Source organism: Niallia sp. CD-39, assembly GCF_059874745.1.
The window spans coordinates 771,241-787,116 of the sequence record NZ_JCBCPS010000001.1; the positions used below are offsets into that span (position 1 = coordinate 771,241).

17 protein-coding genes are annotated in these 15,876 nt (G+C 36.5%); all 17 read right to left on the reverse strand.

What is annotated here, in order from left to right; genetic code table 11:
* Positions 1–83: 83 nt before the first annotated feature.
* A complete protein-coding gene (locus AC6F34_RS03910; RefSeq protein WP_500769145.1) occupies positions 84–665 on the reverse strand; it encodes a lysophospholipid acyltransferase family protein in 582 nt (193 codons plus the stop codon).
* Positions 665–1,339, reverse strand: a complete 675-nt coding sequence (gene cmk / locus AC6F34_RS03915) for a (d)CMP kinase (RefSeq protein ID WP_500769147.1) — start codon at positions 1,337–1,339, stop codon at positions 665–667. Before cmk ends, AC6F34_RS03910 begins: the two co-directional genes overlap by 1 nt.
* Before the next feature lie 363 nt (positions 1,340–1,702).
* Positions 1,703–1,882 carry a YpfB family protein gene (locus tag AC6F34_RS03920; RefSeq protein ID WP_500769149.1) on the reverse strand — a complete coding sequence of 60 codons (180 nt, stop codon included), beginning with the start codon at positions 1,880–1,882 and terminating at the stop codon, positions 1,703–1,705.
* A 229-nt stretch (positions 1,883–2,111) separates the two neighbouring features.
* Positions 2,112–2,771: a flagellar brake protein gene (locus AC6F34_RS03925; RefSeq protein WP_500769151.1), complete on the reverse strand. Its 660-nt coding sequence runs from the start codon at positions 2,769–2,771 to the stop codon at positions 2,112–2,114.
* Between the two features lie 151 nt (positions 2,772–2,922).
* Positions 2,923–4,272 carry a germination protein YpeB gene (gene ypeB / locus AC6F34_RS03930; RefSeq protein WP_500769153.1) on the reverse strand — a complete coding sequence of 450 codons (1,350 nt, stop codon included), beginning with the start codon at positions 4,270–4,272 and terminating at the stop codon, positions 2,923–2,925.
* Between the two features lie 15 nt (positions 4,273–4,287).
* Positions 4,288–5,148 (reverse strand): spore cortex-lytic enzyme, encoded by an 861-nt coding sequence (gene sleB, locus AC6F34_RS03935; RefSeq protein ID WP_500769155.1) that lies wholly within the window; start codon positions 5,146–5,148, stop codon positions 4,288–4,290.
* 156 nt (positions 5,149–5,304) lie between these two features.
* Positions 5,305–6,000, reverse strand: a complete 696-nt coding sequence (prsW, locus tag AC6F34_RS03940) for a glutamic-type intramembrane protease PrsW (protein WP_500769157.1) — start codon at positions 5,998–6,000, stop codon at positions 5,305–5,307.
* Between the two features lie 141 nt (positions 6,001–6,141).
* Positions 6,142–7,110, reverse strand: coding sequence for an asparaginase (locus AC6F34_RS03945; RefSeq protein WP_500770131.1), 969 nt, complete (start codon positions 7,108–7,110; stop codon positions 6,142–6,144).
* Positions 7,111–7,142: 32 nt separating this feature from the next.
* Complete coding sequence (locus AC6F34_RS03950; RefSeq protein WP_500769159.1) at positions 7,143–8,105, reverse strand: YpdA family putative bacillithiol disulfide reductase; 963 nt, start codon at positions 8,103–8,105, stop codon at positions 7,143–7,145.
* 200 nt (positions 8,106–8,305) lie between these two features.
* Entirely contained in the window at positions 8,306–9,583 is a 1,278-nt protein-coding gene (locus AC6F34_RS03955; RefSeq protein WP_500769161.1) for a Glu/Leu/Phe/Val family dehydrogenase, read from the reverse strand.
* A 256-nt stretch (positions 9,584–9,839) separates the two neighbouring features.
* Positions 9,840–10,424, reverse strand: coding sequence for an adaptor protein MecA (locus AC6F34_RS03960; protein WP_500769163.1), 585 nt, complete (start codon positions 10,422–10,424; stop codon positions 9,840–9,842).
* 101 nt (positions 10,425–10,525) lie between these two features.
* Positions 10,526–11,296: a metallophosphoesterase gene (locus tag AC6F34_RS03965; protein ID WP_500769165.1), complete on the reverse strand. Its 771-nt coding sequence runs from the start codon at positions 11,294–11,296 to the stop codon at positions 10,526–10,528.
* Between the two features lie 118 nt (positions 11,297–11,414).
* Positions 11,415–11,873 carry a YpbF family protein gene (locus AC6F34_RS03970; RefSeq protein WP_500769167.1) on the reverse strand — a complete coding sequence of 153 codons (459 nt, stop codon included), beginning with the start codon at positions 11,871–11,873 and terminating at the stop codon, positions 11,415–11,417.
* 63 nt (positions 11,874–11,936) lie between these two features.
* Positions 11,937–12,569: a LysM peptidoglycan-binding domain-containing protein gene (locus AC6F34_RS03975; protein ID WP_500769169.1), complete on the reverse strand. Its 633-nt coding sequence runs from the start codon at positions 12,567–12,569 to the stop codon at positions 11,937–11,939.
* 20 nt (positions 12,570–12,589) lie between these two features.
* Positions 12,590–13,168, reverse strand: a complete 579-nt coding sequence (locus AC6F34_RS03980; RefSeq protein WP_500769171.1) for a CPBP family intramembrane glutamic endopeptidase — start codon at positions 13,166–13,168, stop codon at positions 12,590–12,592.
* Between the two features lie 12 nt (positions 13,169–13,180).
* Positions 13,181–14,671, reverse strand: coding sequence for a RecQ family ATP-dependent DNA helicase (locus AC6F34_RS03985; protein WP_500769173.1), 1,491 nt, complete (start codon positions 14,669–14,671; stop codon positions 13,181–13,183).
* Entirely contained in the window at positions 14,658–15,716 is a 1,059-nt protein-coding gene (locus tag AC6F34_RS03990; protein ID WP_500769175.1) for a YpbB family protein, read from the reverse strand. The genes AC6F34_RS03985 and AC6F34_RS03990 overlap by 14 nt, the downstream gene beginning before the upstream one ends.
* Positions 15,717–15,876: the final 160 nt, after the last annotated feature.

The window sequence follows — 15,876 nt, forward strand, 5'->3', positions numbered from 1 at the left end:
CTATTTAGAGTTCATTTCATTTTTTAAAAAATAGTCTTTTTATTAACTTCTTACAAATGAGACTATTTGTCAAGTAAGAAACCTTATCGATTTGATTCAATTAACTCTCGAATACCATCCATAATCACGGCTGTTGCTTCTTCTGCCGAAATTCTTTGTTCACGTAAAGAATCAAAAGGAATTGGTTTTCCAAAGACAATCTTCATCTTTTTAAAAGGCTTATATTCACCAATTATTGCACATGGTACAATATCAGCTGTCGTACGGAGACCAAAAAAACCTGCTCCAGCTAGTCCACTTCCTAATTCTCCATTCTTGCTTCTTGTTCCTTCAGGAAATAGTCCTAAAACATGTCCTTCTTTTAAGGTTTTCAATCCATTCCTTAATGCCTCACGGTCACTCATTCCCCGTTTAACTGGAAAGGCATTTAATTTCGGTATGAGTTTTCCTATTAGAGGAGCTTTGAACAATTCTTCCTTTGCCATAAAGTGGATTTCCCGCGGAGCAGCAACCCCTAGCATCGGCGGGTCTAAGTTACTAATATGGTTACAACATAGGAGAATACCTCCAGTTTTTGGTACGTTCTCCTCACCTATTACTTCAAAACGATACATTGGTTTAAATACGCCATAAACAATTGACCTTATAAAAGCATAAAAACTCACTAATCTCCTACCCTTTCAGAAACCAGATTCATAATTCTTCCAACGACTTCTCCAATCGACAAAGACGTTGTGTCTATTTCTATTGCATCGTCCGCTTTTTTTAACGGAGCCACTTCTCTTTCGGAATCGAGCTTATCTCTTTGAGCAATTTCCCTTCTCAGTTGTGCTAAATCCGATGGGAATCCTTTACGGATATTTTCCGCATGCCTTCTATCTGCTCGCTCTTCCACAGAAGCTAGTAAAAATATTTTTACCTCTGAATGAGGAAGGACATGTGTACCAATATCTCGGCCGTCCATAACAACTCCACCGCTTACGGCAAAGCCTTGCTGCCTTGAAACCATTTCTTCTCTTACTAGCTTATGCTTTGCAACGATTGATACTGAATTTGTCACATCAGCTTGGCGAATTTCGTTTGTTACATCTTTTCCATCCAATATGACCAATTGCCCAGAGTCACTTGGTATTAATGTAATATCCGTTTGTAATAACAGCGTCGAAAGTGCCTTTTCATCCTCTAGATTTATGTGATGTTGTATTGCTTTATACGTGATTGCTCGATACATAGCTCCTGTATCAATGTAAATATAAGATAGTTTCTCTGCTACAACTTTTGCCACTGTGCTTTTTCCTGCAGCAGCAGGTCCATCTATTGCGATTGATATTTTCTTCATAGTGCCTCCTAAAGCCATTACAATTTATTGCTTTTTTATTTTACCATAGAATTCAGGATAGTAGACATTGTGAATGCACTGTCTACTCCAATTTTGAAGGGATTAAAAATATAAAAAGCCTAATCAAATGATTAAGCTTGAGATTGTAGACAAAGTCAATTTCCGACTTTGTCTACATTTTTTTCGTAGTACTTTTTGATAATAAGAGAAATCCTCAGAATGACTTGAAAACGCTTGTCAGACTAGGCGTGCGGTCGAATGAAGACCCGAATAGAACACACGGTTCATGAGGGGACTTTGATGCCAAACAACAACGTATGCGAGCGTTTGTCAACAGTCTGAAGCCTAATCAAATGATTAAGCTTATCTTTGGTTAAACGTCTCAATAATCTGCGTATGATTTTGGTCACTGACCCCTTCATATTCAGCTAATTGTTTTATTTGAGGAATGATGTTCCATTGATGTATGATTAAATGTGTACATATGAGGAAAAAACATTGGATAAAGATCAATTTCACAATCCATCGTTCAACTGTTTTCATAATAGCCCCTCCTAGCTTTTTTTATCATTATGAACAAAACGTTTGAAACTCAAACCATCTCAGTGTGTCGTTAAACACTCCCATACGTCGGTATTTGTCTGTTTTATTCGTTTCCTCATGATCCATTTGTGCATTCACTCGACCGTAAATCCAAGTCTGACAAGCATATACTCTAAAAACACGGCTTAAAAATAAAGACAAAGCCAAAAAATGACTTTGTCTACTTTCACTATCCTTCAATCCCTCGTTTTTTATATGATAATTGTCGATCAAAACAAAACCTCATAACCTTTTGCCTTTCGAGTGCCGAAACATCCACAAATTGCAATGATATTTTTTGCTTCTTTTTTTCTGCATCAAATACCCTAACAACTTTTCCTTGGAGTTTGAGATATTGAATCTCTCCTTGATAGTACGGGAGAACAAACAATAACTTTAAACTCATTTCTTCTTTCATTTGTATAGCTGCATCTAGATAGATCGTCGCACCGCCCGCACTTATATCCTCAGTGATTGTTATGATTGATTGGTTCCTTAATTCTGGAATCGTAACAGCTACATCCACCGGAGTTTCAACCCTAACATATTGCCTTCTTTGGATTTTCATGACCTGCTCATTTCCAGGGTAGAACAGTAAAATCTTAGGTATAGTTGTTTTCGCTTTCCCAACAACCTCTGTATGAAATAAAAACGCTTCTCCTTCATCATTCACAAATGAACATTTCAATTGTGTCCCATTTAATAAGAATACGGTTTTATTTGTTCTTTCATTTCGCGGATAATCTATATAGACAAAACCATCTTGGAAATCGACCGCTTTACAAACAAACGTATCTTGTTCGTTTCCACCAATCGTTTCTAGCGTTAACAAGTTTCCAATCTTAATCACATAACCCACCACCCATAGGATATTCATGACATTAATTATGTCATAATACCCATAAAACGTATAGATGATTAAGAAAATATTCTTATGTTTCTAACAAATAAATCCAAAGATGATACCCTTGGCAAACTCAATCTGTACAAATGTGAACAGATTAGACAACTTCTTCAAATACTTTTTCGGCATTTTGTAGCTTTTCTACTTTTTCCTCTCGTCCATTGTCTGCATTTATAAAGATTCGGTACGTATCATTTCCCAATGTTCCTAAAAACTCATGACATAGAATCTCTTCGTTTAAGTCATTTAGAATTACAGCAAGATGATGCTCCATAATTTTTACATTCGGGTTGATTTTTCCGCTAGCTTCCTCTTCTGATAAGTTCACCGTCGGAATCTCTCTTGTATGATGTGATTTAAGATAGTCTTCTGCTGAAAATCCAAGAAGCGTTCCATTATCAAGAGCAATCTTTAATTTAATTGCATCCGGATAAATCCTCACTCCGTCTATATCAGATACATAAGTAAATACACCAGTATGATCATACTGTAAACTTTCAAACAAATTTAGATCTTCAAAGCCATTCTGACGGAGAAATGCTTTTGCTTTTTCGCTCGCTTCATTTAAACTAATTTTACTAGTAGAAACATCACGAGAAGCTAATAACCAGATTGGATACCCGCCTTTTTTTGTCACATCCATACTTACATCTTGACCATTCTTTCTATCAACCAATGTCACACTGTAAAAGCCAAAATCTGATCCATCACCATTTTCATCAACATCTACATCAATATCGCCTTTTAAGCCCGTATAAGTTTTAGCAATTTTCACTGCTTCTTCCTCTGTTATCTCTTTCCCTGACAAGAACTGATAATTCTCATCTTTTTTCTTCATGTTCACAAATGTAGTTCCAAAGTCTACATCACTATAGCTATCTACTGTTCGCTCAACGGTTTGAAACCCATCAATGATCGTATTATCACCATTCTCATTTCCTGTCGCTAATGCCATTTCAACATCCATCCAACGAAGGTTGTTTTCCAAAACCATATGTTGAACTTTTCTTAAATCATTTTGCACATCTAATGATTGAGCATACAATTCTTTTAAAGTCTTGTACTCTTCTTCAGAAAGAGGTTCCTCACCTAGATCCCTCACAGCAGTTCTATAGCTAAAGTCACCTATATTCGCTAAAAACTCTTCCGTTTTATTAAAAGGCATCAAGCTAAGTGGCAGTTGCCCTACATCAGTATGCGCTTCTGACGTTATTCTCCATACATCAATTAAAGCAGGAGATAATGATTCTCGGGAATTCATCGCTAAAGTTGAGCCGATTTTATCGTGCAAAATGTCAATTTGATATGTTAAATCGTGAAAAGCTCGTTGATAATTGTTTTCTGCATTAATAAGAATCGCGTTCTTCTCTTGATGCTCTTGGTATCCCCAATATGCAGTCCCAGCGATACCAAGTACTAATGCCCCAATAATAATCGTACGAATCATTTCATTCACCCCATTCTATTTACAAAAAATATGTTTTCCAATCTTCTTGATTTGTGGTCTTGTCCAGATCCAACCACTCGTTGCAGTGTCTGGGTTGAAATAATACAATGCTTCTCCAGATGGATCCCAACCGTTTATTGCATCAAGAACGGCCTCTCTTGCTTTTTCATTAGGCGCTAGCCAAATTTGACCATCTGCAACCGCTGTAAATGCACGAGGCTCAAAAATTACACCTGATACCGTATCAGGGAAGCTCGCGCTTTCTACCCGATTTAATATTACGGCTGCTACTGCCACTTGCCCAATATATGGTTCACCTCGTGCCTCTCCATAAACAGCGTTTGACATGAGCTGAATATCATTTTCAGAAAACCCACTAGGAATATTAGCAGCTGTTGGCCTATCTCCTGATTGTTCTGGAGCTGGCGTTGGTGCAGAGGTTTGACCTCCACCTTGATTTGTGTTTCCAGAAAGTTTCTTCTGTTTGTTTAAATCCATTCCACCATAATGAGTGAATTTATTCCCTTTTCGTATTTGTTCATTAACAAATTCTTTGTCATAGTTAGACGATGCTACTAATTTTTCTTTAGTCTTTTGTCCTGCTAATCCATCAATCTCTAGTCCAAATTCATATTGAAAATTTCGTAGTGCCCAGTATGTTCCCCAACCAAAGACTCCATCAATATTACCATTGTAAAACCCTAAGTATTGCAATCTTGCCTGCAATTCAATGACATCTGTACCGGTTGCACCATGCTGAATAACCTGTTCTGAAAAGGCATTTACTTTAGCGTTTTGATTATTCATCATCGGTATGATTACAACGCAAAGTGCACATACAATAAATACTTTAAAAGCGATTGCTTTTTTATACATGGATGATTACCTCCAACGAAAACTTAATAACATTTCTCCTATTTTTTGTTTGAAGGCTTTTTTTATACGTGTAATTTTGCTTCAGTTTTTCCCTGTTGGATTTGATTATCTAGATTTTTTAGGAGAACAATAGAAAAAAGCCGCGATTAGCGACTTTTATAAGCTATTTGTCTTATCCATTTCAATTGAGCCAGTTCTGTGGTATAAAGTGGTCAATACTCTTGCTCGTTTTACCTTTTTAAGCCCTAACCACCATAGAAATAGCATAAACGGAATCATATAATACGTCCAATCCGTTAATGAACTTAATATGAGGTTGTATAAACCATGTAATAAGAATGGGATTCCAAATGAATAGATGATCCATTTGTTTTGCATCTCTTCACTGGCAAATTTAGCCTTTCCAAGATAAAACCCCATTATAACACCGAATAATGCGTGACTGGAAACAGGAAAAAGCGCTCGACCGATCGCATGGTCAATACCAAGAGAAAATAAATACAATATATTTTCAACAGTAGCAAAACCCAAAGAAACAGCGACACCATATACAATACCATCATATGGTTCATCTAAAGTGGCATGCTGATAAACAGTATAAAACAACACAAACCATTTAAAAAACTCTTCTAAAAAGCTAGCTGCAAAGAATGAAGAAAAGAAGCTAGACTGCCATACATTCTCAGTCTCGAGTGCATGTTGAATAAACATAATTGGAAATACGAGTAATGCACCAAATATAAACGTTTTGAAAACTTGAACAAACGGCTCTGCTTCATATTCATCTTTCAAGTAAAAATACATTAACAATGCCAAACCAGGCGCAATGCCAGCTGACAATATTCCAAGCATATACGCCCCTCTTTTCTAGATCTTTACTCCATCGTACCATGGAATCATTTTATTTAAAATGAAAGAATTTGGTTTTTTTGGCCTAAACGTTATTCATTGCCTATAAAAAAGAACCCAATAGAATTGGGTCGATTTGATGAATTAAAATTTGAAATTATCTTGTGTTACTTCTCCTACAGAGGCAAGCAATACGGCTAATTTAATCCGTGCTTTTTTACTATCATAATCTTCTCCTAATAATACGCCACGCTCTTGAAGATCATGTGCACTGCCTAAATAACTATATGCAGGATAGACTTTTCCTTCCTCAGCACTTGTTGCTACCACAAAAGTAATCCCCTTTTTCAAACCTCTTTCAATCGCTTCTACCATGTAAGGAGAAACTTGTCCTCTGCCGACACCCTCTAAAACGATCCCCTTCGCTCCATTTTCAACATAAGCTTCAATTGCAATTCCATCTGCACCTGCATAACACTTAATAATATCAACTCTTGGGATGTCTTGAGAAATGTGATAAGTATCTTTCTTAACTGGCATTTGATAAACACTAACTAAATCATTATCAATGATCCCTAAGTATCCATATCCAAATGACTCAAAACCTTGTAGGTTTGATGCATGTACTTTCTTCACATATTTAGCTGAATAAATACGCTCATTAAATACTACAACAACCCCAATATCTCGAATCATTTCATTCACCGCAACATAGACGGAATTCCTTAGATTTGAATAAACATCGGTTCCGACTTCCTGTGGGGACCGTTGCGAACCCGTTACAACAATTGGTCGCTCATCGTCAATTGTTAAGTCAAGAAAGTATGCAGTTTCTTCTAATGAATCAGTACCGTGCGTAACGACAATTCCATCAACCGAATTGTCCTCAAGTTCTTTTATAATTGCCTCTCGTATGAGATTCATCTGTGAAAAATCAATATGCATACTTGGCTTTTGCATAATGTCAACTATCTTAATTTCGATATCTTCTGGTAATTGGCACAGCTTCGCCAGTTCCTCACCTGTTAAAGCACCTGAAGCCAATAAGCCCTTTGATACTTCTTTGCTAGCAATCGTGCCTCCTGTAGTAATCAATGACACTTTTTTATTCAAAACGCCCAACCCTTCCTTCATGTATTTATAACTCATTTACGATCAATTGCTGCTGCGATTAATCCACCGTGAAAACGCCCATTCTCAATAAAAATTTCATTCGCATTATTTCCAGCAGCAATCACACCTGAAATAAACACACCTGGCACATTCGTCTCCATTGTTTCGCTATCATAAATCGGCCTTCCGGTTTCTAAATCAATATCTACACCTATACTCTTTAAAAATTCATGATCTGGATGATAACCAATCATCGCAAACACAAAATCATTATCAATCTCTATTTGTTCTCCTTCTTTTTCATATTGCAGGTACTTATCGGTAATTTGAATAACGGAAGCATTAAACTCCATCTTTATTTTCTCCTGTCTGATAAGCGCATCAAACTCCGGTAAAATCCAAGGCTTCACGCTCGGTGAATAGTGTGAACCTCGATAAATAACCGTCACATTAGCTCCCGCCTTTACCAATTCAATCGCTGCATCTACACTCGAATTCTTCCCACCAATGACCACTACATTTTTTTGAAAATACGGGTGGGCTTCTTTAAAGTAGTGAAATACTTTTGGTAAATCTTCACCAGCTATATTAAGCATATTTGGTTGATCATAATAACCAGTTGCAATCACAACATAAGCTGCTTTATATTTTGCGCAATCTGTTACAACATCAAACTCATTCTTTTCTTTTTTGATTATCTCCTCGACTTTTTCAAATGCATGCACCTGAATGTTTTTGCGTCTTACAACTTCTCGATAATACGTTAACGCTTGATTTCTCGAAGGCTTATGTTCTTGCGTAATAAAAGGAACATCGCCAATCTCTAGTTTTTCACTCGAGCTAAAAAAAGTCTGGTGTGTCGGATAATGATAAATTGCGTTGACGATATTTCCTTTTTCGATTACTAACACTTTCTTCTTTTTTTCCTGCAAATCAATGGCAGCAGCAAGACCACAAGGTCCACCACCAACTATAATGACATCATACTTTGTCATGGAGCCCTCACCTCTATGTATCAACAACTTTTAGCTGAAAATTTCCTTCATCCTTATTATATCGGATTGAGCGTTAGAATTGAACGAAAGAGAAAAAGGAGTATACGACCTTAAACCATTGGAACTTGATCCTGTATAAGAAAAACATGTAGACAAAGTCAATCCCTGACTTTATCTACATGTTTTGTTGTCATTAATTATTATATCCAGCCTCTAAATCTTGAAGCTTCAGCCATTTTACGAACACCGACCATATAGGCTGCTAAACGCATGTTGACTCTTCTCGTTTGGGCTGTATCATATATATTCTCGAATGATTTACATAAGATTTTTTCTAGCTTCTCTTCTACTTCTTCTTCAGTCCAGTAGTAACCTTGGTTATTCTGAACCCATTCAAAATATGAAACCGTTACTCCACCTGCGGAAGCTAAAACATCAGGCACCAATAAAATTCCGCGATCCGTTAAGATATCAGTTGCTTCAAGTGTAGTTGGGCCATTTGCTGCTTCAACCACGATGCTTGCACGGATGTTGTGTGCATTTTCCTCAGTGATTTGGTTTTCAATCGCTGCTGGAACTAAAATATCACAATCTAATTCTAATAACTCTTTATTTGAAATCGTATCATTAAACAACTTTGTCACAGTGCCAAAGCTGTCACGACGGTCTAATAAGTAATCAATGTCCAAACCATTTGGATCATATAACCCACCATAAGCATCTGAGATACCTACAACTTTCGCTCCTGCATCATGCATGAATTTCGCTAGAAAGCTCCCTGCGTTTCCAAAACCTTGAACAACGACTCGAGCACCTTCAATTTCAATTCCTTTTTTCTTAGCTGCTTCACGAATACAGATCGTTACACCCTTTGCTGTGGCTGATTCTCTACCATGCGATCCACCTAATACGAGAGGTTTACCAGTAATAAATCCTGGAGAGTTGATTTCATCAATTCTGCTATATTCATCCATCATCCAAGCCATTATTTGTGAGTTTGTAAATACGTCTGGAGCAGGAATATCTTTTGTTGGACCTACAATTTGACTGATTGCACGAACATATCCACGACTTAATCTCTCTAATTCACGGAAAGACATATCACGTGGGTCACAAACGATTCCACCCTTTCCTCCACCGTAAGGTAAATCAACAATTCCACATTTTAAGCTCATCCAAATCGATAAGGCCTTAACTTCTTTCTCGGTCACGTTAGGGTGAAAACGAATTCCGCCTTTTGTTGGACCTACTGCGTCATTATGCTGAGCCCGGTAGCCAGTAAATACTTTAACCGTCCCATCATCCATTCTAATTGGAATTTTTACCGTCATCATTCTTAACGGCTCTTTTAACAACTCAAAGACTTCTTCTGGATAGCCAAGCTTCTCCAATGCTTTATGAATGACAGTTTGTGTTGATTTCAAGACATCAAGTTTGTCCTCGTTCTTTTTATGCTCAGTACCATTATCGGCTACCATATGTAAACCTCCTAGATCAATCCTTCAATAGTTGTCCTCTTTCATGACATAGTATACACCTTTGCCTAATTAATTCAAGATGAAAAATAGTTTTTTTTCGCATTTTTTTGTTTTTATCTGAAAACGCTATCATTATTGATTTATCAACAAATTTATTTTAATTTTTCAAATAATTTAAACAGTTATGCGTTTTTTGAACCGATAGGAAAAGTAGGAAATAATTTGCTCCTTTCTACTCCTATCGGATCAGTTCTATTTATTTAAATACTCGACACAAATAATCCATTGCCTTTTTAGGGAAAATGACTTTGCCATATTCTTTAATCCTATATATACTTTCTATACTAGGCTCTCCATATTCTCCTAGTATTGCAAGCATACGAGTTTCTTGTAAGACAGACACTTCTTCAAAGAAAACGTAGTACGACTGACGATAGCTATAAAGCTCTCCATCCGTAACACCATATCTCGATAAACATGAAGCCAATTGAATGACATCCTCAAGGTCAGAAAAAACGTAAAACATCGATGTTCTCTTTCTTTCAAAGATTCCTTGCCAATCTTGAAAATGATCGTCTAAAGAAGTTTCTTCATCCATTTGGTCATCTAGCGAAACAATCATCACCATTTCTTGACTTTGAATGGAATAAATTTCTACAGCAACAGTGCCTTCAAACTCCACTCCTAATGTTTCACTCGCTTCTTCCAACATTTCATGAAAAAGCATATGCCATTTTACCGAATCTTTCCAAATATCTTCTTTTGTTAAGCCACGATCTTCTAAATCATCCATTGTCAACAATATCTTAATTTTATTGAAGTTTAATCTCTCTAACCACATTTGAATGAAGCCCCCTGCCATGAACCACTCTTACCGTTAGTGTATGACAAAGACTTAACATGGTGATATGTCCATTAAAGATCGTGAAGAGCATGTTGTCATTATGCCTTTTTTAAGGTTAATAAATGCGTCTCACTTTTTGCACCTAATCTAAATGGAATTGTAGAAGTACCATAGCCATTGCTAATGAAGAGCGTTGTGTGTTCGAGCTTTTCAATGCCACCCTTTTTATATGGACTAAAACCGAAGATATGAATCTGACCACCATGGGTATGGCCACTTAAAACTAAGCCAATACGATCATTTTTTGAAAATAACTTCGTTGCATCTGGATTATGACTAATTAAGATGCGAAAGTCGGCGTCTTCTGTATTCTCCAACGCTAAGTCCATTCGGTGCTTTGCTAAGCTAATGTCATTAATCCCGATCAACTTTAACGTATCTCCTTCAGTTGACTCAAACGCTGTTGATGAATTATCAAGCACGTGAATATTTTGCTGCAATAACATTGTATCCAGTTTGCGATAATCAACTTCATAGTCATTATTACCCCAAACAAAATAAACAGGAGCCATTTCTCTTAATTGCTTTAAATTTTCTTCAATCCGCTTAAATGGAACACCCTTCTCGGTTAAATCCCCACCAATAATGATCAGTTCAGGCTTTGCACTCTTCACTTCATCTAAAATGACAGGGTGGATAAGACGGCGGTGAATATCAGAAATAAAAAAGACCTTTACCTCACCGAAGGATTGTGGAAACTCTTCCAATTCAATCGTTTGGTGAAGAACATGGTTTTCAAATGCTAGTCTGTACATATATATTGTTAACACTATTATGAATAAGAGAATACACCCAATGATATATATCATATTGCCTCCACTGATCGTAACATTCTATGTCTAAAATAAACTCATCTGTCTTCAATAAAACGAGCGTAGACTAAAAGCTTATGTTTAGCTTAATCTACGCCTACTTGAGAATTTCTTCTCATTTATTCTCATGATAAAGGTTAATATCAAATTGCTTCTTCATCATCTCAAAAACTAAATGCCGATTTTTCCACTCATCTTCTTTTTTCCATAAATCTTTGCTTTTATCAATTATTTCACAGCGCAATGCTTGAAACTCTTTTTCCGCCTTATCTTTCTTTTGTTTAAGTAGATTCATCAAACCATAAAGCCCTATTACAAACATAAGCATGTAAACATGGAATGATTGACTTATAAAAAAAGAAAACATGTCGTAAAACGAGTCCGAATAAGGTTGTACAATTCTCACGTATACATAATATAAAAATACAAACAAAATAAACAGAGTAGCCCAAACAACAAGTAAATGCAGCTTTTCAAATTTATCAAACTTTCTCTTACGTTCAACTACTTTTTGTAGCATTTGTTTTGTTGCTTTGTCTGTACGTGTATCAAGTGATTGAATAAATGCTTCCATGCTTATCCCTCCTTGCCTATACAAATATATGTATGACAAGGAGATTATATGAAGCTCGATTTATTAATGAAGTGGAATTTTCAATACTTGTCCTACCATGATGTCATTGCCTGATAAGCCATTTGCAGCTTTAATGATTTCAATACCATCAGGTGATTGATAATAATTCATCGCGATACGAAAGATCGTTTCACCTTGTTTCACTTGGTGAGTTGTTTCTTTTTTCGGAGCGTCTACTACTACTGGAGCTTCTTGCTCCTCTTTTTTAGGCTCTTCTTCTATTACAGGAGGTAGCGGTGGATCTTCCAGCTTTTCTTCCTCTACTTTATCTTCTTTCTCTTGATCCTTATTTCGATCTTCTTCCTTATCGTTTTCAGTAGTTTCAATAATTGTACCTTTCGGTTTATCTGCTAAACCAAGCTCTTCAAAACCATTGACTTGCCCAGACCCACTATTTGTTCCAAATATGTCCGAATACTTTGTAACAACGATAAGTAATATTGGTAAAATCACAAATGCCATAGCCAACACCCGAATAATTGGATACTGAACTTTTTTCTTCTTATTTGGTTTTCGATGGCGAGACATCCGACTTTCAGTAGAAGGCGCATTTTGGTTTAACGCTTCTTTTTCTGGCTGAGAGATGCTTTGACGAAGTCTATCTGTTTTATTTTTGTAAGGTTCCTCTTTAGGCATGAAACATCCCTTCCTATCCTTTATTTCTTGTACTTAAACATGTAAACAATACCAAGTAAAAAATCTATAACAAAATGCATAAAAATAGTTACGAGTAGATTACCAGTCCTACTATAAATATAACCAATTAAAAAGCTAAGTGCTACCACATTTATGAATAAAAACCAATTAAACAAATATCGATAATGAATCAATGCAAAAATTCCACTTGCAATAAATAACCCAAAATGAGTTTGAATCACTCCTCTAAATAGAAGTTCTTCACAAAAAGCGACAACAAATGAAATGAGTGCAATCATTGGTACTGACTGCTGGCCAAAAATTCGTTTGTTGAGTCCTCCGTCATCATAATATCTCTCTGGAAGTACCTTCATAAAGAAAACATCCAGTAAAACGACAGCAAGTCCAAACCCTCCACCAATCAGAAGAATCTCCTGTACATTCCATTCAATAATGGAGAGTATACTGTTTATATCGTCAAATAAAAAGAATCCTATAATGATCACACATAGGAAAAGAATTCCTTGTGTTAAAAACAAATGAAACAAAAGCTCTCGGTTAGATAATTGACCTACTAACTTTCCATATTGGTCCTTCACAACGTAGCCCTCTCAATCCTTCAGCAGTAATTCATTTAAATAGATTTTCCAATCGAATGGAACGATAGGTTCTCTTTCTTTATCGCCAGTCGAAAACACATCCATATCTATTCCACATTTGTCACAGCATTGCCTTTGCGGTATAGAGCTTTCTCCGAAATAATGCAAGATCTCTTTTCTTCGACATTGTTCCGAATGAACCCAAGTCAACATCTCAAATAATCGATTCGTTTTGATCTGTTTTCTTTCATTAATGAATGCTAACAATTCTTTAAAGGCAGTCGAAAGCTCCATTCCATTTTTCAACGCTAACAGCAGAAATTCTGTCACGACTCTCCACTGCACCTCTGAAAAATAATTATTTGCGTGCTCATCCTTCTGGAGAAGCTCAAATATCTCTTCGTTATTGTTCTGGCGAAGCTCTTCATAAAATGACTTTATCTGCAGTTCCTTTGGCAACTCACTTTCTATCAGTTGCAACCCGAGTTGTTCATCACCATTTGCGTACAAGAGAATCGCAATGCTCGGTTGCTGATCTCGCCCAGCTCGGCCAATCTCCTGAAGATAGGATTCTATTTGTAAAGGCATATGAAAATGGACAATGTAGCGAACATTCTCTTTATTCACACCCATTCCAAATGCGCTAGTCGCACAAATCAAATCCAATTGACCTGAGATAAACTGTTGTTGAATCAACACACGCGCTTCTGAACCTATATCACCATGGTAAGCCATTACTCTGTTCTCACTGTGCTCACGTAAATAGGCTGAGACGTGATCAGCAGTTCGCTTGCTTGAAAAATAGATAATACCAGGACCTTCAAGCGTTTTACTATACTGAAGAAGCTTATCAAGTTTTCCTTGAAAATCCTTTGAAGTTTCAACCTTAAGCGCAATATTTTCTCTGTTCACCGAATAAGAAATCACTTCTACTTTTTCTAACTGAAGGGAGAGAATAATATCTTTCTTTACTTCTTCTGTAGCAGTCGCTGTTAATGCTAAAGTAAGTGGATTTGATAATTCAGAACGAATCTCACCAAGCTTTAAATAATCAGGGCGAAAATCAAATCCCCACTGCGAAATACAATGAGCCTCATCGATGACAAAAAGGGAGATTTTCCTTCTTTTTAACTGCTCTAGTACAAATCTTTGCTTTAACATCTCAGGAGATACAAAGATAAATTTATAAAAGTGCAATGTGCGAAATGCTCGTTTTCTTTCTGATGGTGAAAGAAAAGAATTTAACGCAATCACTCTTTTTTCCCCTCTCATCATGAGCTGTTCAACTTGATCCTGCATTAAAGATAACAATGGAGAAACAATTACTGTTTGACCTTCTAATAAGTAGGAAGGTAGCTGATAGCAAAGTGACTTCCCAGTTCCAGTCGGCAGCATCGCCAATGTGTCAACTCGTGACATAACCGATTCAATTGTTTCCTTCTGACCTTTTCTAAACTGCTTATACTGAAATCGCTTATACAACTCTTGTTCAAGATTGATCATTTGTATACACCCTTGTCATTGCTATTCGTAATTGAAAATACGACTTGCTAGGAAAATGTTCTTTTAATTTCTTTAGAGGCATGAGACCATACAACCCTATCACATGCTGAATGCTCATTAATTCTTCTAATTCAATATAAGGAGTTAAATCAAACTCCGGGATATGCATAGCTATTTCTACGATATGATCTTCTACTGTGTTTGTCTTTAATGAACGAATTTGGGCAATCTCATCGAGTGTGTAGCCTTTTTTCAAAAGGACGTAGGACGTTTCACTCGACTGAGTTAGTGCAGTATGTTGTTCTTCAATCATTTGACGCATCAAAGGGTATGTAGAACCATCAACATTTATCTTTTCAAGCATATAATGTAGCACGTTATAATAGTGAACCCTATATTCGTCCTCACACATATTAAAATAGATAGCCGCTTGCTGCTCTGTTAACCCGATTTGTTTAGCACCAGTTAGTCTTATGACTAAGATCGAAGGATTGATGCCCTCTTCTTGAAGGCATTTACTAATCTCATCATGTAAGTTAGTCGATAACTCTGACTTGCTCATTCGTTGAACTTGCAGGAACTGCTTTAACCAGCTTTGTGTTTCCTTTTTCCTCTGAATGGGTATATATTGGTGAGAACCATTGATCATATTTGACAGTACTTGAACAATTAATGAGAGTCGCTCCCAATAGAGCGGCGCAAGCTTTTCGTACTTCATCCCATCTAAAAAGGGAGGCAATGGCTTTTCCAATAAAAAATAGTGCAGAGCGTTTGTTCCTGATTCTGTTATTTGTGCGTGCTTTTCATTTTCGTCTTTAGAAAGATAACCAGAATCCACCAGTTCTTTTATATGTCTATTAAATTGTTGTCTTGAGAGTGTTGGGCATAGCTGAAAAAAACGCCCGACTTGATAAAGGTGAGCATCTTGAATCGTTTGTGCAGATTTCTTTCCATTCAAAAGATGGAAAATGGAATATATTGTTCTTTGACCATTTATTTTTTGCAGGCATACTAATATGATCATGCTTAAATATGAAACGTTCATTGGATCACCTAATTTACACTTGGTTTGTTCATTCTTATTGTAGCATGTGTTGGGTTAAGATGGAGATTTGAAGTCAATTAGCTTGCAATAAGTGCAAAACCCTTATATGATAAGCATTCTCAACACATTTTCTATTGAAAAGTAACCCATTTTCGTTTTA